This window comes from Streptomyces reniochalinae (assembly GCF_003323735.1).
Classification (GTDB): domain Bacteria; phylum Actinomycetota; class Actinomycetes; order Streptomycetales; family Streptomycetaceae; genus Streptomyces; species Streptomyces reniochalinae.
This window is the reverse complement of the sequence record NZ_QOIM01000040.1, coordinates 443244-463606: the sequence shown is the minus strand read 5'-3', so window position 1 is coordinate 463606 and position 20363 is coordinate 443244. Positions and strand designations below refer to the sequence as shown.

Sequence of the window (20363 nt, the reverse complement as noted above, 5' to 3'; positions counted from 1 at the left end):
AGTGGTGGGGCAGGGGGATCAGCCACCTGAGCCATCGAGGGCAGCCAGCATGAAAACCATCCCTGCCCCACCCGCGCTGTCCCAGAGTCGCGAACTCCCGGGACGCGCTCAAGAAGGTAGGGCCGCGTGAGCGGGCGCCCCGAGCTGGACGCCGTGGTCGTCGGGGCGGGCGTCGCGGGGCTGACGGCCGCGCACGAGTTGCGGCGCGCCGGGCTGCGGGTGCGGGTGCTGGAGGAGCGCGACGAGGTGGGCGGGCGGATGCACAGCTTCCGCCACGGCGGCTGGACGGTCGACGAGGGGGCCGAACAGATCTCCGAGCACGGCTACCGCGCCACCTGGGAGCTGCTGCGGCGGCTCGGCGTACCGGCCGAGGACGTGCCGCTGATCGGCGAGTCGATCGGGGTGTGGCGCCACGGGCGTGCCCATCCCGGGGTGGCCGCCCGCAACGCCCCCGTCACCGGCGCCGGGCTGGCCCCCCGCGCCCGCCTCGATCTGCTGCGGCTCACCGCGTGGCTGGCCCGGCACGGCTCCGCCTTCGACGGCGACCGCCCCGAGCGCACGCCTGCGGGCGCCGCGACGGTGGCGGAGTTCGCCCACCGCTACCACCCTGACCTGCACGACTACCTGCTCCAGCCCGTCGCGGGCAACTTCTTCGGGTGGCGCACGGAGCACTCCTGCGCCGCGCCGTTGCTGAGCCTGCTGCGGTCGGTCGGCACCACCGAGCGCTGGCGCACCTACCGGGACGGCATGGACCTGTTGACGCGGCGGCTCGCCGAAGACCTCGACGTCGTCACCGGTGCCCCGGTGCGCGAGGTCGTCTCCGAGCCGGGTTTCGCCCGGGTGCGGCTGGCCGACGGCGAGGTGACGGCGCGCGCGGTCGTGCTGGCCGTCCCCGCACCGGTCGCGGCGCGCCTGCACGCCAACGCGCCCGCTGACGAGCTGCCGTTCCTGACGGCGTGCACGTTCACGCCCGTGCTGAAGGTGAGTTGCCTGCTGGACCGGCCGCTGGCACCGCCGTCGCCGCGGCCGCTGTACGTGCTGCTGACGCCCGCCGCCGAGGAGAGCGTGCTGTCCGGCATCATCGTCGACCACGCCAAGCACCCTGCTCGTGCGCCCGCGGGCAAGGGGCTGCTGACGCTGATGGCCGCGCCCGGACAGCTGCCCGCGCTGCTGCGCGCACCGGACAAGGAGGTCGCCGACCGGCTCGTGGCCGCGGCCGAACCGTACGTGCCCGGCCTGCACCGGGCCTGCACCGAAACCTTCGTGCACGGCTTCGCCCACGGGCTGCCCGAGGCCACCCCGCAGGCGCTCCACCACCGCGCGGCGTTCGCCCGGCGTCCGGTGCGGCCCGTGGAGTACGCCGGGGACTGGCTGACCCTGCGGCCCGCCAGCGAGGGTGCCGTACGCGCGGGCGCGCTGGCGGCCTCCCGGGTCCTGGCCACGGTGCGGCCCCGTCCGGCCCGGCCCGGGCCGGGCCCCGCGCACCGCCGTTCCGTCTCCGGCGCCCTGGTGGGCGGCGGGAAGGAGACCGAGTGAAACCGCACGACATGGGTGTCCTCTTCGACGAGTGCGCCGCCCGGGGAGTCGCCACCCGCTTCCACCTCGACCGGCCCTTCGACATCGGCACGGAGGAGGCGACCAGCTACACCGTGCCGGAGCTCGCCACCCTGGTGCGGCGGGCCGCCGGCTGGTTCGCCGCGGCGGGCGCGGGGCCCTCGGACAGGGTGGCGATCGTCAAGCCCAACCACTGGGACTACGACGTGCTGGCGTGCGCGGCCGTGCGCGTCGGCGCCGTCCCCGCGCAGCTGTCCGCGCAGCTGCCGCACCAGTGGCTGGTCACGCTGTTGCGGCGGCTGCGGCCCGCGCTGCTGGTCACCACCGCCGCGCTGTGGGAGGCGCTGCGCGCGGCCGAACCCCCGGGCCTGGCGCACGCCGTCCTCCTCCTGGACGGCTCCGCGCCCGGCGCCCTCGGCCTGGCCGACGTGGCCGGCATCCCGGCGCCTGCCCCTCACCTGCGGCACGACGACGAGCCGCTGGTCATCAACCACACGTCCGGCACCACCGGGGTGCCGAAGCTGGTGGCGCACTCGACCCGCACCATCATCGGGAAGCTGGCCAGGTTCGAGACCGTGCGGTACCCGCGGATCGGTGTGCGGCGCGACGACACCCTCGTCAACGCCAACGCGTTCGCCCACGGCAGGACGTTCTGCTGGACGGCGAGCGCGCTGTGCCTGGACCCGGCCGAGATCGCCATCCTCACCACGCAGGACCCCGACGTGGCCGATCCCCTCCTGCGCGCCCACCCGCCGACCCTCGTGGAGGCGCTCCCCTCCGCCTACGTCCGCTTCCAGCCGCTGACCGCCCGCCTCGACAACCCCTTCCGCCGGGTGCGGCTGTTCATCAGCACCTACGACGCGATGCATCCACCGACCCTCCGCGCCTACCTGCGGGCCACCGCGCACCGTGCGCCGCTGTGGATGCAGGGCTGGGGGCAGACGGAGACGGGCCCGCTGACGTTCCGCTTCCACACCCGGCGGTCCGTCGCGCACACCTCCGAGGCGCGGGGCGTGGGCCGTCCGGTACCCGGCAAGACCCGGCTGCGCGTCGTCGACCCCGACACGTTCCGCACGCTGGGCCGCGGACAGGCCGGGCTGGTGCTGGCCCGCACGTCCGCCTGCGCCACCGGATACGTGGGCGAGAACGAGCGCTGGGCGGCCAAGCGGCACGGCGCCTGGTGGAACACCGGCGACCTGGGGCGCCTGCGCGGCGACGGCAGTGTGGAGCTGTTGGACCGCGAGGTGGACCACACCCCGGGCCTGAGCTGCCTGCGCACCGAGGACCTGCTGGAGGACCGGCTGCCCGAGGCCGCCGAGTGCGTGCTGCTGAGCCCCTCGGGGCGCGCTCCGCTGCCGGTCGTCGTCACCCAGGACGGCCTGCTGGACCGCGCCGCCTGGGACCGGGCGGTGCGGGACCTGCCGCCGCTGGGCGAGCCCGTGGCGCTGACGTGGGATCAGGTGCCGCGCACCGGCACGGGGAAGGTACGCCGCACGGCGCTGCTGCGGCAGCTGACCGGGAGCGGCGAGACGGTGGGCTCGGGACGGTGGACGTGACGAGCCGCGCACCGGGTCCTGGCGTAACGAGAAAGGACGGTACACCGTGGCCGACACACTGACGCAGGCGGCGCGTTACGCGTTCGACAACGACACCGAGCACAGCCGCGAACAGCACCGCTGTCTGGCCGCCGCCTACGACACCGCCACGTTCGCGCACCTGACCGCGGCCCGGGTGGCGCCGGGCTGGCGGTGTCTGGAGATCGGTGCGGGAGGCGGCACGGTCGCGCACTGGCTCGCCGAGCGGGTGCTGCCCGGCGGCCATGTCACGGCCACCGACGTCAAGCCGCACCACATCGCCGCCAGGGCCGGTTTGACGGCGCTCGCGCACGACGCGGCCACCGACCCGCTCCCCGAGGCGGCCTACGACCTGGTCGTCGCCCGGCTGGTGCTCCAGCACCTGCCCGAACGCACCGCGGTGCTGGGCAAGCTGGTACGGTCCCTGGCCCCTGGCGGGGTGCTGCACGTCGAGGAGTTCGACACCTCCTACGAGCCGCCGCTGCTGACACCCGACGAGGAGTCGGCCCGGGTCTACGAGAAGTTCCTGGACGCCAAGTGCGCCGTCTTCCGCGCGGGCGGCGGCGACCCCCACTGGGGGCGGCAGGTGCCCACGGCGCTGCGCGCGGCCGGGCTCGTGGACCTCGACGTGCGGCCCCGCATCGAGCTGCGCACCTCCGACTCGCCCGGCCTCCAGCTACAGCTGCACCACACCTACCACCTCCAGTACCAGCTGCTGGCCGCGGGCATGACGCGCGACGAGCTCGCACGGGTCAGGGCGCTGATGCGGGACCCGGGCTTCCGTGCGGCCTCCAGCGTCCTGTACGCCGTCCAGGGCCGCAGGCCCGACGACGGCCGAGGGGCGGCTACGTGACGACGAGTACGCCGCGCGCCCAGGTGGCGCCTGCTCCCACCGTCGCCCACCGGGTCGCCGACCGGCTGCTGGCCCTGGTGGGCGACCCGGGCACCGCCACCGTGCCCTGCCGCATCGACTGGGCGGGCCCCGTCGACCTTCCCCTGCGCAGCGAGCAGGCCGTGCAGGCGGCGTGCGGAATCATGCAGGTGCACGGCCGCGCCGCCGGACGGCCCACGCCGCTCGCCGTCGACTACGCCGGCACGGTGGCCGGGATTCTGGCGGCGCAGGGGGTCTGCGCCGCCCTGCTCGGCCGCGCCACGGGGCGAGACGTCGCGCGGGTGCGTACCTCGGTCGGCCAGGCCGCGCTGTTCAGCGTCGGCCAGTACCTGGCCGCGGCCACCGCCGAAGGCGACGAGGACGACGCGCCTCCCGCCGCGCGGCGGGAGGCGCCCACGGACGTGGGCCACCGTCCCTTCGTCTCCGCCGACGGTGTGTCCTTCGAACTGGAAGCGCTCGACGCCGAACGGTGGCTGGGCTTCTGGCAGCGCCTGGGGGCGCCCGGCGCCGCGCTGAGCCAGGGGTGGCGCCCCTTCCAGCAGCGCTTCGCGACGGCCACCTGTCTGCTGCCGCAGGCCCTGTACCGTGCCGTGGGCGCCGCGCCCTACGCGGCGATCCGTACGGCCGCCGCACAGGCGGGCGCCGACGTCCTGCCCATCGGCGAGGACCCGGGGGCCGGCCGGCCGCCACCGGCCTGGCGGCTGACACCGCTGGACAAGGCCACGACCGGCACCCCACCGGCCCGGGAAGCGGTACCGAAGCCGCCCGGCAGCGGGCCCGCTCCCCTCGCGGGGCTGCGCGTCGTGGAGTCCACCCGGCGCGTGCAGGGGCCGTTGGCGGGGCACGTGCTGCGGCTGCTGGGCGCCCAGGTGGTGCGGGTCGAACCCCCCGGCGGCGACCCGATGCGGGGCATGCCGCCCATGGCGGGGCCCACCTCGGCGCGCTTCCGTGCGCTCAACGACGGCAAGCAGGTCGTCGAGGCGGACCTCACGACGGGCCAGGGGCGGCGCACCGTGCGGGAGCTGGTGGCGGGCGCCGACGTCTTCCTGCACAACTGGGCCCCGGGCAAGGCGGCGCGGCTCGGCCTGGACGCCGCGGACCTGTCCGCCGTCCGGCCGGGACTCGTCCACGCCTGGGCCTCAGGATGGGGCGAAGCGCTGGGGCAAGCCCCGCCGGTGGGCACCGACTTCCTGGTGCAGGCGCACAGCGGGCTCGCCGCCGCCGTACGTCCGGCCCATCTGCCGCCCGCACCCTCGCTGATGACGCTCACCGACGTGCTCGGCGGGCTGCTGAGCGCGCAGGCCGTACTCGCGGGGCTGCTCGCGCGCGAGCGCACCGGGCGGGCGCAGCGCGCCGACTCCTCGCTGCTGTCCGCCGCCGCCCTCGTGCCACGGCCACGGCAGCGTGTCCGGTGGGGCCCGTGGGAGACGCCGCCCGCGACCGCCGACGGCCACCTGTGGCTGGGAGAGACCGCCCGCGCGCACCCGGAGCAGCTGGGGCGCGTCCTCGGCGCGGACGCGGCCCGCTGCCCCGACACGGCCGCTGCCCGGCTGCGCACGGGGACGAGCAGCGCGTGGGCGGCGCGCTTCGCCGAGGCGGGCCTGACTGCCCTGCCGGTCGGCACCGACCTCGCGCGGCTGGCCGCCGACCCGCGCTTCTCAGCCGCCGTCCGCCACGACGCGTACGCGCGTCCGCTCGCCCCGTGGGAGTTCCTGTGACCACCGCCGCTGCCGTGTGGACGTCGAACGCGGGCGTGACCGTGCGGGACCTGGTCCCCGCCTCGCTCCGCCGCGCGTGGGTGGACCGCGGGTGGTGCCCGGACCGCGACGTGTACGCCCTCTTCTCCGACCACGTACGCGCCCACCCCCGCAGGGCGGCGGTCGTCGACGCGTCGGGCACCGTCGACTACGCCGGGCTGGATGCCACCGTCCGCCACTTCGCCTCCCGCCTGGCCGAGCACGGTCTGGGCCCGGGCGACATCATCGCCCTGCGGCTGCCCAACGGGCGGGCCGCGGTGGCGGCGGAGCTGGCCGTGGCGGCCGTCGGCGCGGTCGCCCTGCCCTACCCGCCGGGGCACGGCAGCCTGGGCCCGGCCGGTCTGCTGGCGCGCTCCCGGGCCCGCGCCCTGGTCGTGGCGCGGGAGCGTGACGCCGTGCCGAGCGCCGGACTGCCGCACCTTCGAACGCTCTTCACCTGCGGCGAAGCCGGTGAAGGACCGCAGGGGGCCGAGTCGCTGACGGCCGCGTCCGGCAGGCACTTCCGGCCCCGTGCGCACGATCCCGAGGCGCCCGTCCGCCTCCTGGTCTCCTCGGGTTCGGAAGCCGAACCGAAGATGGTGGCCTACTCGCACAACGCGATGGCGGGCGGCCGCGCCTCCTACGTGCGGGCCCTGCACGACGGTAGCGAGCCGATGCGCAACCTGCTGCTCGTCTCGCTGGCCTCGTCGTTCGGCTCACTCGGCAGCTACGTCACGCTCGCCGCGCTCGGCGGCACGCTGCTGCTCCAGGACGGCTTCGACGCGGCGGCGGCCCTCCGTACGCTGGTCGCGCACCGCCCCACCCACGTGTTCGGGGTTCCGGCGATGCTGCGGCGGCTGGCCGACGTGCCCCGGCTGCCCGGGGAGGACGTCGGCGGGCTGCGGGCTCTCGTCTCCAGCGGGGCCGCGCTGCCCGGGGCGACCGCCGAGGCGTGCCGGGCCCGCTTCGGCCGCCGCGTCCTGACGGTCTACGGCTCCTCGGACGGGGTGAACTGCCACACGGCCAGGGGCGACGGCGGCGGGCCCACCTGCGCCGGGCTGCCGGACCCCGCGGTCGCCGAGATCCGCGTCGCCGAACCCGGCGGCAGCGCGCTGCCCCTGCCCGCCGGGCGGTCGGGCGAGATCCTGGCCCGCGGCCCGATGACCCCACTGAGTCATGTGGCGGGGCCCGGCCAGGACGCCCGCTACCGCACGGACGACGGCTGGGTGCGCACCGGCGACCTGGGGCGGCTGGACGCCGAAGGGCGGCTGCACGTTCTCGGGCGTCTCAAGCAGATCGTCGTGCGCGGCGGATACAACATCAGCCCCGCCGAGGTGGAGCGGGAGCTCGGCAGCCACCCCGCGGTGGCCGAGGTGGCGTGTGTGGGGGTACCGGACCCGGAACTGGGCGAACGCCTGTGCGCCTGCGTGCGCCAGGTGCCCGGCATCCGGCCCACTCCCCTGACGCTCGCCGCGCTCACCTCCTATCTGGAGGACGAGCGCGGCCTGGAGCGCCGGAAGCTCCCCGAGAGGCTGCTCCTGGTGGCGAACATGCCGCTCGGCCCCACCGGCAAGGTCTGCCGCACCACCCTCGCCGGGATGGCCGCGGCGTCCCTTGCCGGCAGGGCCGAGCCGCCCGCGTGCGCGCCGGTCAGTCCGTGAGGGTGGCCGGGTCGCTGACGCCGGGCTCCCCCGTCTCGACGTGTCCGGCGAGCCGGCGCAGCCACGCGTCGTCGGTGTCGGTGGTGACCGACAGGTCGTACCAGCGCTTGGTGGAGCGCAGGCCCACCGTCCGGACGACCCGCGCGCCTGCCCGCACCCTGTGGGTCTCCTTTTCGCCGCCGTAGGCGTTGACCACCGTCAGGTCGCAGTCGTCGTCGCCGTCGTTGCTCATGGTCAGCTCAAGGTCACCGCTCTCGCCCAGGTGGCGGGCGGTGACCTCCGGCCCGGCCTTGTCCGCAGGGCCTGTGAAGGTGCGCAGGAAGCCGCCGGGACCGTGCACCGTCAGGTCGTAGGCACCCTCGGAGTAGGCCGCGTTCCACGTGTCGGACAGCTTCTTGCCCGCCTCGGTGGTGTAGGTCCAGGGGCCGTCGGTGCGGTTGGCGGAGGTGACGAGGAAGAAGGCGCCGGCCTGCTCGCCGCCGCTGAAGGTGAGCGTGAACTTCCCGTCGGCGACCTGCGCCGAGCCGTCCACCAGCGGCGCGTAGGGCAGCGGCCGGGTCGGCCGGGAGCCCGGCTCCTGCTTGGGCAGCACCGGCTCGGCCGGGGGCTTGGGCACGTAGGAGTCGTGCCGCTCGTCGTCCGGCGGCTCGTAGGCGTCGGTGTCGGGCAGCGACGCCGGTTCCGTCTCCTTGAGACCGAAGTCGAACGCCGAGGTCAGGTCGCCGCACAGGGCACGGCGCCAGGGCGAGATGTGCGGCTCGTGCACGCCGAAGCGGCGCTCCATGAAGCGGATGATCGAGGTGTGGTCGAACAGTTCGGAGCAGGCGTAGCCGCCGGTGCTCCAGGGGGAGACGACGAGCATGGGAACGCGCTGGCCGAGGCCGTAGGGGCCGGGCTCGTAGCCCTCGAGGCCGCCGGTGTAGGTGTCGAGTTCGGTGGTGACGGTGGAGCGGCCCTGCGCGTGAGAGGCCGGCGGGTAGGCGGGGACGACGTGGTCGAAGTAGCCGTCGTTCTCGTCGTAGGTGATGAACAGCGCGGTCTTCGCCCACACGTCCGGGTTGGAGGTGAGCGCGTCGAGGACCTGGGAGATGTACCAGGCGCCGTAGTTGGCGGGGAAGTTCGGGTGCTCGGTGAAGGCCTCGGGCGAGGCGATCCAGGAGATCTGCGGCAGCTTGCCGGACTGCACGTCGGCCTTGAGGATGTCGAAGAAGCCGTCGCCCTTCTTGGCTTCGGTACCGGTGCGGGCCTTGTCGTAGAGGGGGTCGCCCGGCTCGGCGTCCTGGTACTTGGTGAACCACAGCAGCGAGTTGTCCCCGTAGTTGCCGCGGTAGGCGTCCTCGATCCAGCCCCAGCCGCCGTCCTCGTTCAGACCGTCGCCGATGTCCTGGTAGATCTTCCAGGAGATGCCCGCCTGTTCCAGCCGCTCGGGGTACGTCGTCCAGCCGTACCCGGCCTCCTCGTTGCCGAGGACCGGGCCGCCGCCCTCGCCGTCGTTGCCCGCGTGCCCCGTCCACATGTAGTAGCGGTTGGGGTCGGTCGCCCCGATCATCGAGCAGTGGTACGAGTCGCAGACGGTGAAGGCGTCGGCGAGCGCGTAGTGGAACGGGATGTCCTCGCGGGTCAGATAGGCCATGGTGCCGGGCCCCTTGGCCGGAATCCACTGGTCGTACCTGCCCTCGTTCCAGGCCTGGTGCCCGCCCGCCCAGTCGTGGTTGAGGCCGGCGATGAACTGCATGCCCAGGTTCTCGGCGTCCGGGTGGTACGGCAGCACGTCCTTGGAGCCGTCCGACTGGTGCCACACGGACTTCTTGCCCGTGGGCGCCATGGGGCGCGGGTCACCGAAGCCGCGCACACCGCGCAGGGAGCCGAAGTAGTGGTCGAAGGACCGGTTCTCCTGCATCAGCACGACGATGTGCTCGACGTCCTCGATGCTGCCCGAACGGCGGGCCGCGGGGATCGCGGCGGCGCGTTGGATGCTGCCGGACAGGGCGGAGAAGCCCGCGGTGGCGCCGGCGATCTGGAGGAACCTGCGGCGGTTGAGTGCTGGCATCTGTCTGCTGACCTCACAAGGGTGTGCGAAAACGTGCGAGTCAACGGAGTCTGTCAAGAAGAACCCCGTCCAGGGAAGTCACCTGTATGAACAAGTTGGCAACATCCGAGGACGATACGCCACCCTCCCACCCGTCTCTACCTGCACAATCACGACGTTTCCCGCCTCGGCTTCACAACCGAGCGGTGCGCGCCGCCGCGCAGCATCAGCCGGGCGGAGCGGGAGCGCCGGTCACCGCCGGGAGGCCCGTTGCGCGGTGACCCGGCGGCGGCTCCACACCAGCAGCCCCACCAGGATGAAGCCCGCGAGGATCAGGCTGGAGCCTGTGCTCCAGCCACTGAAGGGGAGGTCGGGCACGAGCCCCCAGGCCACCCCAGCGGCCATCAGGGCGAGCGCGGCGAGGGCGGATCCTGCCAGCCGCAGCGGTGAGGAGACGCTCTCCTCCGCGGCCTGGAGCGCCCTGGCCCGCACGGGCCCGACGTACCGGTTCAGGCCCGGAAACTCCCGGGAGAGGACGACCAGGCCCGCGAAGACGAGCAACAGCCCGGGCCCCGGCAGGACGAGGAGCGCCACCCCGACGAGCAGCAGCAGCCCCCCGCCCACGAGTGTCCCTACGCGCCTGACATGTCTGCCGGCCGCCATACCTCTCCCTTCACCGCCGCACACTTCTCACGGGCATCTCCGACACCAGGAGACCAGAAGACCAGAAGACCCGGAGACTGTCGGCCTGACACGGCGCCACGGCGAGCGCGCGACACTGGCCGGCCACCGCTCACCGGCCGCCGGCGACGGCGGCGGGACCCCTGGGGGGATGAGGGCGCCGGAGCGTCAGGTCACCAGGCCGCGACGGTAGGCGTAGACGACCGCCTGGACGCGGTCGCGCAGGTCGAGTTTGGTCAGGATGCGGGAGACGAAGGTCTTGACCGTCTCCTGGCTCAGCAGCAGCGCCGCGGCGATCTCGCTGTTGGAGAGGCCGTCCGCGATGAGGCGGAGAACCTGGAGCTCGCGTGGGGTCAGCGGGGTCTCCTCCGGGGTGGACTCCGCGGGCCGGATGCGGGCGGCGTACCTGCCCACGAGCTGACGCGTCACCTCGGGGTCCAGCAGCGCCGCACCCGTCGCCACGGTGCGGATCCCGTGGAGCAGCTGGGCGGGCGGTGCCTCCTTGAGCAGGAACCCGCTCGCCCCCGCGCGCAGCGCCTCGTACACGTAGGCGTCGAGATTGAACGTCGTCACCACGAGCACCTTGACGGGGTGCTCCACCCCGGCGCCGGCCAGCAGACGGGTGGCCTCGATACCGTCCAGCACCGGCATGCGCACGTCCATCACGACGACGTCGGGGCGCAGCCGGCGCACGAGGTCGACCGCGGTCCGCCCGTCCCCGCACTCACCCGCCACCTCCAGGTCGGGCTGCGCTCCGATGATCGTCACCAGTCCGGTACGGACCAGCATCTGGTCGTCGCAGACGAGGACCCGGACCGGCGGCGTCACGACAGGCTCCGCGCGGGTATACGTGCCCGTACGACGAAACCGCCGCCGCGCTGCCTGCCGGCGCTGAAGTCGCCGCCCAGGACGTCGACCCGTTCACGGAGCCCGGCCAGGCCCCGGCCGCTCCCGCCGCAAGAGGCGGCCCGCGCACCGGAACCTTCCGTGCCGACCTCCACGACGATCTCCTGCGCCCCGTGCCGCACCCGGACCGAGGTGCGGCCCCCATGGGCGTGCTTGAGGGCGTTCGTCAAAGCCTCCTGAACGACTCGGTAGGCCACCAGGTCGGCGCTTCCGGTCGACTCCGCGGGCGTCCCCTCCTCGGTGAACTCCACCGGCTGACCGGCCCGGCGCGTCTGCTCGACGAGCGTGAGCAGTCTGCCCACGGGAGGCGTTCTGGCGCCGGCGCGGTCACGGTCGCGGTCGGGAGGCGTCCCCGCGTCGGCGCGGTGGTCCGGGTTGAGCAGGTCGAGGAGGTGCCGCAGGTCGGTGAGGGCCCGCCGGCCGGTGTCCGAGGTGGCGGTGAGCGCCTGGTCGAGGCGGTCGGGCGCGGCCGTCAGACAGCGTGCCGCCTCCGCCTGCACCACCATCGCCGTCACATGGTGCGTCACGACGTCGTGCAACTCGCGCGCGATACGCGTCCGTTCGGCGGTACGTGTCTCCTCCGCCACCCGGAGACGGCGTTCGTCCTCCGCCTTCCGGGTGGAGCGCCACCAGGCGCCGATCCCCCACACCAGGGCACACGCCAGGTAGAACACCACGAACTCCTCCAGGCCCTCCGTGCCCAGCCGGAAGAGGACGAACGCCAGCGGCACGTACGCCACGGAGAAGCAGAGCACGGTGGCACGCCGGTGCCACTCCAGGTGGGCCCCCGCGCTCAGCAGCGCGAAGGACAGCCCCGTACCGGCGAGCGTGTGGTACCCGAGAAGCTGGTCGACGGCGAAGCCGACGAAGACCACGGCGAGACAGGTGACAGGCCGGCGCCGCCGCACCGCGAGCGGAAGGCACTGGAGGCAGATCGCCACCACGGTCAACGCCTCGAAGGGGCGGGTGGGCAGACCACCGAGCTGCGTCCCGTGGCTGTGGAACGCCGGCACGAACGAGGGCACGAGCAGCAGCAGCGCGAGCGGGAGATCCCGTACCACGACGTCGAGACGACGCCACAGACGAGGGACCAGCCGAGAACCGATCACCGGGGAAGTGTACGGGTGGCCACGGCCTGCTCCGCGCGCCGCTCGGCGCGCCCCTCCGTACGCACCTGTGCGCACTCTCGTGTGCGCCGCGACGACCAGCAGCTGCCATACCGCTCTCATGGGACCCCCTCTCCGCATCCGCAGCCGAAGCGCCACGCTGACCCGGAACGCTACGGACCCGAAGGCCCACGGGCGTCACCACGCGGTGGACACTTGCGGGGCCTCCGCGTAGCTCGCACGGGGGACAACGCACCGAACACGCGGGCAGAGCGGCCTCCAGGACGCTCAGCGGCGTACCCGCCCGTCCCTACGCCCGGTCAGCGGCCTGCGAGGTGACGCGCCGCAGCGCCCCGACCGCGACGTCCGGCTGGTCGAGGTAGATGTAGTGCTCGCTGTTCCCGGCGGTGCTCAGCTTGCTGCGGCTGGAGACCGCGAGCCACTTGCGCTGCCCCTTCGACCACGCCCGCTCCATGCCGGACCCGTACTCGGGCACCTCCGCCAGGTACCGCTTCCCGTGTTTGACCACCTCCACGGGGATGTCCCCGGCGGAGCGGACCTTCCCGTCGCGGACCGTGAGCCGCTCGGGGTTCTTCCCGCCCAGCACCGCGAGCGTCTGGTCGCGCAACTCGGCGGCCGGGCCGGTGGCGGACTCGGGTACCGCCTCGGCGAGATCCGCGTTCTGCGTCGGCGAGGTGGCGTCCATCAGCACCAGCCCCGCCACCCTGTCCGCGTTGTCGCCGGCGTACCGGGCGGCGATCAGACCTCCCAGCGAGTGCCCGCCGAGGACGACCGGAGCGTCCCCCGAGACCCGCTCGATCACGCCGGTCAGCACCTTGCCCGTGCTGTCGAGGGTCTGCGGCCCGCCCGGCTTGTCGCTGGCACCCGCGCCGAGCCGGTCGTAGGAACACACCCGGTTGTGGCTGCTCAACGCCTTCTGGAGGCCGGCCATCTTCTTGAGCTCGTCGCCGCCTCCGTGCAAAAGGACGATGACCGGCTTGCCGTCCGCGGCGGTACCGGCGCAGGACACGTTCACCGACCGTCCTTCGACCTTGACCTTCCTGGTCCCGGTACCGGTGAGCATGGCGTCGTCGGCGGGCCGCCGCGGAGCGGACGATTCCGGTGCCGGGTGCGAGGAGGCGTCCTTTGACGGCTCCTCGCAGCCGACGAGCCCGACGCCACCCACGGCCCAGCACAGTGCGATGACGGCAGAATTCCTGCCCTTGCGGCTCATAAGATCGCTCCCGTAACACAACGCAGGCGGGGCCCGAGGCCACGCACCTGTCCGCGACCGGAACGCCGCGGTCCCCCGAACGCTACGAATCCGTCCCCCCGGAATCGTCACCCCACGGTGGACACCTGGGTGTGGCTCACACGGGGGACGCCTCGTTCAGAGACGGAACGTCTACGGGCGTGCCCGGCTCGCGGACAACGCAGCCGGTGGCGCCGTGCAGCCCACCGCGCCGGCTGCGCTCACGCGTCTCCTGAGCCACACGCACAGTACGCGTGGGCCGGCCTCGGCGTGCGGGACCGCCCGGCCGTCGAGCCGGCCGAGCGGCGGAGCCGAACCGACCACCAAGACGGGCTGCCTCACCGGCGGTGGACGCTGACGGCATAGCCGCCGCCCTCGTACGGGTCGGCATCCCAGGTCGAGAAGCGGTCGACGAGGGCGAGGCCGGCTGCGGCACAGTAAGCGTCGTACTCGGGCAGCGTGATGCTGGGCGGCACAGGCAGGTGGGCCGCGTCCAAGCCGAAGCCGGCGACGATGTAACCGCCCGGCCGCAGGGCGGCGGCCAACCGTCCGACCACCGTGGCCTCGGTGCCGGCGGCGAGCAGCGGGAAGATGTTCCCTGCGGCGACCACGAGGTCGAAGTCCGCTGCGATGCCGAGCCGGTCCGGCTCGAACTCGGCCAAGTCGAGCTGGAACCACGGCAGATCCGGCGCCTGTTCCCTCGCCACGGCCAGCATGGACGCGTCGCGATCCACGCCGACACAGTCGTAGCCGAGCTCCGCCAGCCGGATCATGACCCGGCCGGTACCACACCCGGCGTCCAGCACCCGCGCCCCGGCAGGCACCAGGGCCGCGCAGAGCCGCGCCTCGCCGTGCACGTCCTTCCCACTACAGGCCAGCGCCGCGAACCGCGCGGCGTAGTCACTTCCGGACGTCTCCCCGGTCAGCTCACTCCAACGGCTCATGAGACCAACAATAGAGCGGCCGTACGCGACCGCCCTGGTCGCCACAGGGGTGCCAGGAAAAGAGCAGGTCTGTGCCGGCGACGGGCCGGCAGTTCGCCGCCGCCCGAGGCGGATGGGAGCAGAACTTGACGCGCGGCGGACCCGTCGCTCCCCCTGCATGACGGCCGGGGCCGTGTTCACCAGGAGCGCCGGGCGGAAGTCCGTGAGGGGCATGCCCTGTGCGGCGGGCCACGGCCTTCGTCAGGGCGTCGACCATCCCGAAAGCGCGTCGACCATCTCGCAAGGCAGCCGGGGCCGCTGATCGGCCACCCGGTCACCTTCGACATGAAGGGCGCAATCCCCCGAAGGAGCGCCCCGAGCCGATCGAACGAGTTTGATGCCCGCCCACCCCCAGTCCTCGCGGCCGGCCCCCGCCATGGGAACTCACGTTCACGAAGTGCCCGCGAACAGGCCGTGACGAGACCGGATTCGGCGCGTTTTTAGAGCACCAGTGCCACCTAGCCGCCCAGACGGAGGACACCGTGAGTCCTGTCCCTGCCCCCGCCCACCAGCCCCCTGGAATCGAACAGCGCCTCTCCCCCACCGTGCACGGCGTTGACGGCGGCGGCGCCGGCCCGGCACGTCCGGATACGGGGTGGGCGGCGTGAGTGAGTCCACCGATGGATCCGCCCCCGCAGTCCCGGGCCCGCGCACCGCCCCGCCCACGTCCGACACGCCTCCTGCCGCATCGCAGATGCGGTTCGTCGATGTCACCGGCAGCCGCGAAGCGGCCGGCCGCTCGATCCGCATGCGCGACATGGCCCGGCGTCTGCCCCAGCTGGTGCGCCGCTCTCTGTCGCTGGCCTGGCGGGTCGACCGGCGTGCCACCGTCGGCCTCCTGCTGTGCCAGACGGCCTCCGGCGTGATGCAGGCCCTGGGCCTGGTCGCGATCAGCGGCACCCTTACCGCGCTGCTGAGAAGCGGGGACGTCTACCAGCGGCTGGTGGAGGCGTGGCCCTCGGTGGCGCTGCTCGCCGGCGCGGCCGGCGTACGTGCCCTGCTGGGGATCACCGTGGGCTGGCTCTCCTCCCGGCTCGGCCCGCTCATGACCCGCGAGGCCGAGCAGATGCTGCTGACCGGCTGCGCCGAGGCGGAACTGCGCGCCTACGACGATCCCGACTTCAACCGTGACCGCGAAGCGGCCGACCGCGGCGCCCAGGTCACCGGAGACCTGGTCAACGAGGGGCAGGACCTGATCGCCTCGTCCGCCTCGTTCGTCGCCGGGGCCGTGGTCGTGACCGGGGTGCACTGGGTCCTGCTCCCACTCCTGGTGGCAGCCAGCCTTCCGCAGGCCATCGCCCAGGTCAGCGCCGCCCGGGTGCGGTATCTGGCCAACCTCCGCAGCAACGGTGACCACCGGATGCTGGGCGTGCTGCGCTGGCACATCTACACCAAGCACGCCGCCGACCAGATCCGCGCCGGCACCATGGCCGGCTTCCTCACGGGCCGCTACCGGCAGACCGTCGCCCGGATCAACCGCGAGGACCGCGCCGCGGCCGACAAGGGCGCCCGCATGTCCGTGCTCGGTGCCGTGTGCGGAGGTCTCGGGTCGGGCCTCGTGTGGGCGGCGGTCGTGGTGCTGCTGGCCACCGGCCGCATCGGCGTCGGGCACGCCGGAACGGCCGTCTTCGCCCTGCAAACGGTGGGGCAGTCGGTCCGCGGCCTGGTGAGCGTCGGGGCCCGCGCGGTGCGTACGGGGCTGTACATGGACGACTGGAGCAACTTTTTGACGAAGGCCGGCGGATTCCGCATGCGCCGGGGCGAGCACCGGCCCGAGCCTCCGGAGACGATCCAGATCAAGGGTGTCTCCCACCGCTATGCGGGCAAGGGCAGCGACGCGCTGTCCGATGTCTCGCTCACCCTGCGCCGGGGCGAGGTCACCGCGCTGGTCGGCTTCAACGGCTCGGGCAAGTCCACGCTCTCCAACCTCGCCTGCGGCCTGTACCTGCCCACCGACGGCGAAGTGCTGTGGGACGGCGTGCCGACCGGCGACGCCGACCCGCGGGCGCTGTGGCAGCGGGTGGCCCTGGTGCCGCAGGACTACGCGCAGTGGCCGCTCACGGCGCGCGAGAACATCACCCTCGGCCAGCCCTCACCGCGCGGCGACGCGGCGGTGCACGAGGCGTGCGAGGCCGCCGGCGCCGACGAGGTCGTCGACAAGCTCGGCAGCGGCCTGGACACCCTCCTCGCCCGCGAGTGGCTCAACGGAGAGGAACTGAGCGGAGGCCAGTGGCAACGCATCGCGCTGGCCCGTGCGTTCCACCGCCCGGCAGGACTGCTGGTCCTCGACGAGCCGACCGCGAACCTCGACCCCCGCGCCGAGTACCGGATCTTCCAGCGGCTGCGGGACCTGGCCCGCGACCGGGCAGTGCTCTTGGTCACCCACCGCATCACCAACGTGGCCGTCGCCGACCGCGTCGTGGTGCTCGACGAGGGCCGGATCGCGCAGGAGGGCACCTACCGAGAGCTCGCCCAGCAGCAGGGCCTGTTCAGGGAGCTGCTGTCCTACCAGGTCACATCCGAGCAGGCCACGTCCGAGCAGGCCACGTCCGAGCAGGCCACGTCCGAGCAGGCCGCGTCCGAGCAGCCCGCGTCCGAGCCGGACGGCGAGACGCGCGGGACACACGCGTGAGCCGCCCCGGGAAGCGGCCCAGGCGCAGGGTCGCGCGGACGCGGGGGCGGATGGGTGGCACGTCATCGCCACCGTCGTATCTCGGCCGGCACCGCACGAGCGGGAGGCCCTGGCCGGGCTGCCGGGCGTCCTCGACGGCACAGGCGACCCGTCCAGCCGCTCGACACTGCCCGGACACGTCACGCGCAGCGCGGTCGTCGTCGACCGCGACCAGCGAGTGCGCCGGCTCGACCAGGGCCGTCGGAAGTCTCCGTGCATTTTCTCCCCGGAGCCGTGAACTTCCGCCGCGGGTTGATCATCGAACCTCGGGAAAGGCGTGAGAACCGCCGGTCCGGCTTCCACCCGGCCCGGCACCGCACGTGAGGAGAAATGCATGAAGAAGTCATGGCGTAGGCCGGTGACCTACGGTCTCGCTGTCGTCGCCGCCGCGGTCGCGGTTCCGCTGTCGGCCGGCTCCGCCTCCGCAGCGAGCTGGCACGACATCGCCAGCGGACCCGCGGTGTACTCCAACATGGCCGAGTGCGAGTCGGAGATCCCCAAGGCGAAGGAGCACTACCAGGACGCCACGTGCACCGACGTCAACGGCAACATCACGCTCTGGGCGCTCTACTGATCCGGTAGCCGCCCGCGCGCCGGGGCCCGCCCTCCTCCCCGGGCGGGCCCCGCCTTCATGTCGGCCCGCAAGTACGACCTGTCTGTGCCTGCCTGAGCCCAACGCCGGCAGACCGTCCGACGCCGCCCCCTCAGCATGGGACGTGGAGTCTTCCTCGGCTCAACTGCGCGAGGGATGTCTGCCGTGAACGTACTGACGCGGACTGTCCAGCGACGGGGCCTGCCGGTGGTAGGCCCCGTCGGTCTCAGGACCCCTTCCTGGCCGGTTTCGGCAAGAAGGTGCCGCGCTTCAGGCTCTGTTCGATGGCCTCCAGCGAATGCCCCTTGGTCTCTGGCACGCGGAAGAAGACGACGATCCAGGCGGTGACGTTCAACATGGCGTACACCAGCATCGCCCCGCCCAGGGTGAGCGTGCTGACGAGGGTGAGTGCGGTGGAGGTGACGAGCAGGTTCGATCCCCACAGTGCCGCTGCGTGCAGGCCGGTGGCCGCGGGGCGGATCCTGAGCGGATACACCTCCGACCCGATCAGCCAGCCGACGACCTGGATGCCCCCGGTCTGGAAGAACATGAACGCCAGCAGCATGGCCAGTGCGAGCCACCGGTTGGGCTGATCGTCAGAGACGATGAAGAGCAGACCGAACAGCGCGATCGACACCGCCGAGCCGGGCAGCATGGTCAGCATCAGGCGCCGGCGGCCGATGCGGTCAACCAGCAGCTTGCCGACCAGGGTCATCACGACGTAGACGACGCCGACATAGACATTGGCCTGTAGCGAGAAAGTCGAGGGGAATCCCACGTCGGTCAGGATGACCGGCGTGTAGTAGATCATCATCTCAAGTCCTGTGATCTGAGTGAAGATCGCCACCGCGATTCCCGCGATCAGCGCCGGACGCAGCCACTTCTCGCCGAGGGCCCGCCACGGCCCTTCCTCGGCCTCGTTCTCCCGGCGCATGACGTCCTGGATGTCCCGCACCTCGCGGTCAGCCACCTGTCCGCTGGGGCGGACCCACCGCAGCACCCTTCGCGCGGGATTGATGTAGTTGCGGTGCACCAGCCAACGTGGGCTTTCCGGCAGCAGGAGGATCCCGATAATCAGGAACACCGCGGGGACCACCGCGACCATGATTTTCCAATGCCAGGCGACGTCACGGAAGATGACATTCACCAGCGCCGCGCTCAGAATGCCAATGCCGATCGCGACGTTGAAGAACGTCACGAAACCGCCTCGACGGTCCGGCGGGGACAACTCGGCGATGTAGGTCGGGATGGTCTGGGTACTGCCGCCCACCGCCAACCCCAGGAGCAGTCGGCTGCCGATCAGCGTGAGGGGTTCGGGAGACAGACCGGCCAGAATCACCCCGACGCCGAAAATCGCAGCAACCGTGATGATGGTGCCCCGCCGCCCGAACCGGATCGTGAACGGTCCCGCCACGAGCGCGCCGATCACGGCGCCGAGCAGGATCGAGGAGGTGATCATCTGTTCGACGGTGTTTCTAGGGATGGTGGCACCGAACAGCTCGTAGGATTTCGTGATCCCGAAGTCCTGGGCGATCTGGTCCAGGGTGCCGGAGATGACTCCGGTGTCATAGCCGTACAGCAGCCCGCCCAGCGCCGCCACGAAGGCCACATAGTAAATGTTCCGTGTCGAGGAGCTCGCCGTCTCGGCGGGAATGCCCGAGAGTTTCTGCTCCTCCGGTGACAGCTTCGGCTCATCGCCGAATCCTCGGTCCCCGGGGTCTTCGGGCTGACTCCGTCGGTCGGGCATACGTGCTCCTTGCCGAGGTCTGAGTGAAAATCGTGACAGACGAAACAATAATGAGCACCCAGCTGGTCAGATCGATGTTTCCCCGGTGAGTTGGCAGCCTGATACTGAGCTGTTTCCCACCCCTTCCCGACACGGCCCGCGCCGCCGTGCACCCACCCGGCGCAGCAAGGCATGCCGCTGGGCGAGGCCCTGCTCGTGGGTCACGAGCTGGTGGGCGCCCCACAGGTCGACGGTAGGCTCACGGCATGAGCGAAAGCGGTGTCGGCGAGAGTGACGCCTGGCGGGCGGGCATCCTGCTGCGCCAGGTTCACCAGCGGAAACACCAGGCGATTGATGCCGCCTTGGCCGCGCTGGGGGTGTCCATGTCGCAGTACGTCGTCCTGCTGGCTGTCGTGGAGCACCCTGACTCCTCAGCCCACGAGCTCGCCGTAAGTACGGCGCAGACGGACCAGTCGCTCGGCGCACTCGTCCGCCGCCTCGTCGACAGCGGCCTCGTGGAGCGGACATCGGGCCCGGGGCGGGTGCACCGCCACCGCCTCACAGCGCGCGGACACGACCTGGTGGAGCGTTGTGAAGGAGTGGTCACACGCGCGCTCAAGGAGGAGTTCTCGGCGTTGAGTGACGCTGAACTGGCCCAGCTCCGGGACATGTTGGAACGCCTGTAGCCCGCTCCGTCCCTGGTGGATCCACGCCGCGCCGCGGGCCGGCGGCACTTCGTCGACTCCCCCGGCGGGCGGCGACACGCCCCGGCTGCCGTCGAGAGTCTCCGGGGGCTGCGGCCTCCCGGGGGCGACGGCGGGTGAAGACAGCCGAGGCAGCTCCGTGTCCGGGCGCCGGCCCGCCGCAGACGGTCGCGTCGCTCCTGTGAACACGGCTGCCGGCCATCGCTTCCGCACTGCACGTGTGGCGAGTGCCGGCCGTGCGCCACACACGGTCGCGCATGGGGGGCATGTCCCGGGGGTTGACAATCGGCGACGAG

Annotated in this window: 15 protein-coding genes; 8 read left to right on the top strand and 7 right to left on the bottom strand. The window is 72.7% G+C overall.

The annotated features are described in order from the left end of the window. Positions 1–126 precede the first annotated feature (126 nt). The 5 genes from DQ392_RS23880 to DQ392_RS23860 are packed head-to-tail and all read left to right on the top strand — an operon-like array spanning position 127 to position 7417. The gene (locus DQ392_RS23880) at positions 127–1536 is read left to right on the top strand and encodes a protoporphyrinogen/coproporphyrinogen oxidase (RefSeq protein WP_114017725.1); all 1410 of its coding nucleotides are present in this window, start codon (positions 127–129) and stop codon (positions 1534–1536) included. An 11-nt stretch (positions 1537–1547) separates the two neighbouring features. Next, positions 1548–3110 (top strand): class I adenylate-forming enzyme family protein, encoded by a 1563-nt coding sequence (locus DQ392_RS23875; RefSeq protein WP_114017768.1) that lies wholly within the window; start codon positions 1548–1550, stop codon positions 3108–3110. Positions 3111–3156: 46 nt separating this feature from the next. After that, positions 3157–3981 (top strand): class I SAM-dependent methyltransferase, encoded by an 825-nt coding sequence (locus DQ392_RS23870; RefSeq protein ID WP_114017724.1) that lies wholly within the window; start codon positions 3157–3159, stop codon positions 3979–3981. Further along, positions 3978–5738 carry a CoA transferase gene (locus tag DQ392_RS35400; RefSeq protein ID WP_114017723.1) on the top strand — a complete coding sequence of 587 codons (1761 nt, stop codon included), beginning with the start codon at positions 3978–3980 and terminating at the stop codon, positions 5736–5738. The genes DQ392_RS23870 and DQ392_RS35400 overlap by 4 nt, the downstream gene beginning before the upstream one ends. Next, a complete protein-coding gene (locus DQ392_RS23860) occupies positions 5735–7417 on the top strand; it encodes a class I adenylate-forming enzyme family protein (RefSeq protein ID WP_245981821.1) in 1683 nt (560 codons plus the stop codon). The genes DQ392_RS35400 and DQ392_RS23860 overlap by 4 nt, the downstream gene beginning before the upstream one ends. Here the strand turns inward: DQ392_RS23860 and DQ392_RS23855 are convergent. The 6 genes from DQ392_RS23855 to DQ392_RS23830 all read right to left on the bottom strand — a co-directional run bounded on the left by DQ392_RS23855 (position 7407) and on the right by DQ392_RS23830 (position 14335). Further along, on the bottom strand, positions 7407–9467 hold the full coding sequence (locus tag DQ392_RS23855; protein ID WP_114017721.1) for a phosphocholine-specific phospholipase C: 2061 nt from the start codon (positions 9465–9467) through the stop codon (positions 7407–7409). The two genes, DQ392_RS23860 and DQ392_RS23855, sit on opposite strands and share 11 nt — an antisense overlap. Before the next feature lie 231 nt (positions 9468–9698). Then, positions 9699–10109, bottom strand: a complete 411-nt coding sequence (locus tag DQ392_RS23850) for a PGPGW domain-containing protein (RefSeq protein WP_114017720.1) — start codon at positions 10107–10109, stop codon at positions 9699–9701. Positions 10110–10295: 186 nt separating this feature from the next. After that, positions 10296–10955 carry a response regulator gene (locus DQ392_RS23845; RefSeq protein WP_114017719.1) on the bottom strand — a complete coding sequence of 220 codons (660 nt, stop codon included), beginning with the start codon at positions 10953–10955 and terminating at the stop codon, positions 10296–10298. Further along, on the bottom strand, positions 10952–12142 hold the full coding sequence (locus tag DQ392_RS23840) for a sensor histidine kinase (protein ID WP_425470589.1): 1191 nt from the start codon (positions 12140–12142) through the stop codon (positions 10952–10954). The genes DQ392_RS23845 and DQ392_RS23840 overlap by 4 nt, the downstream gene beginning before the upstream one ends. Positions 12143–12449: 307 nt before the next feature. Further along, on the bottom strand, positions 12450–13373 hold the full coding sequence (locus tag DQ392_RS23835) for an alpha/beta fold hydrolase (protein WP_114017717.1): 924 nt from the start codon (positions 13371–13373) through the stop codon (positions 12450–12452). A gap of 356 nt (positions 13374–13729) precedes the next feature. Further along, entirely contained in the window at positions 13730–14335 is a 606-nt protein-coding gene (locus DQ392_RS23830) for a class I SAM-dependent methyltransferase (RefSeq protein WP_114017716.1), read from the bottom strand. 733 nt (positions 14336–15068) lie between these two features. Here DQ392_RS23830 and DQ392_RS23825 point away from each other — a divergent pair. Further along, on the top strand, positions 15069–17006 hold the full coding sequence (locus DQ392_RS23825) for an ABC transporter ATP-binding protein (protein ID WP_245981819.1): 1938 nt from the start codon (positions 15069–15071) through the stop codon (positions 17004–17006). A gap of 373 nt (positions 17007–17379) precedes the next feature. Further along, entirely contained in the window at positions 17380–17619 is a 240-nt protein-coding gene (locus tag DQ392_RS23815; RefSeq protein WP_114017715.1) for a hypothetical protein, read from the top strand. A gap of 244 nt (positions 17620–17863) precedes the next feature. Here DQ392_RS23815 and DQ392_RS23810 read toward each other — a convergent pair whose 3' ends face one another. Next, complete coding sequence (locus DQ392_RS23810) at positions 17864–19384, bottom strand: sugar porter family MFS transporter (protein WP_114017714.1); 1521 nt, start codon at positions 19382–19384, stop codon at positions 17864–17866. A 245-nt stretch (positions 19385–19629) separates the two neighbouring features. On the opposite strand from DQ392_RS23810, the gene DQ392_RS23805 reads away from it, so the two are divergent. Continuing rightward, positions 19630–20049 (top strand): MarR family winged helix-turn-helix transcriptional regulator, encoded by a 420-nt coding sequence (locus DQ392_RS23805; protein ID WP_114017713.1) that lies wholly within the window; start codon positions 19630–19632, stop codon positions 20047–20049. The last annotated feature ends 314 nt before the right edge of the window (positions 20050–20363 follow it).

Bases quoted from the DNA above. Each gene is read 5' to 3' on its own strand.
- DQ392_RS23875 (WP_114017768.1), top strand. From the start codon at position 1,548: ATGGGTGTCCTCTTCGACGAGTGCGCCGCCCGGGGAGTCGCCACCCGC.
- DQ392_RS23855 (WP_114017721.1), bottom strand. From the start codon at position 9,467: ATGCCAGCACTCAACCGCCGCAGGTTCCTCCAGATCGCCGGCGCCACC.
- DQ392_RS23850 (WP_114017720.1), bottom strand. From the start codon at position 10,109: ATGGCGGCCGGCAGACATGTCAGGCGCGTAGGGACACTCGTGGGCGGG.
- DQ392_RS23835 (WP_114017717.1), bottom strand. From the start codon at position 13,373: ATGAGCCGCAAGGGCAGGAATTCTGCCGTCATCGCACTGTGCTGGGCC.
- DQ392_RS23830 (WP_114017716.1), bottom strand. From the start codon at position 14,335: ATGAGCCGTTGGAGTGAGCTGACCGGGGAGACGTCCGGAAGTGACTAC.
- DQ392_RS23825 (WP_245981819.1), top strand. From the start codon at position 15,069: ATGCGGTTCGTCGATGTCACCGGCAGCCGCGAAGCGGCCGGCCGCTCG.
- DQ392_RS23815 (WP_114017715.1), top strand. From the start codon at position 17,380: ATGAAGAAGTCATGGCGTAGGCCGGTGACCTACGGTCTCGCTGTCGTC.
- DQ392_RS23810 (WP_114017714.1), bottom strand. From the start codon at position 19,384: ATGCCCGACCGACGGAGTCAGCCCGAAGACCCCGGGGACCGAGGATTC.
- DQ392_RS23805 (WP_114017713.1), top strand. From the start codon at position 19,630: ATGAGCGAAAGCGGTGTCGGCGAGAGTGACGCCTGGCGGGCGGGCATC.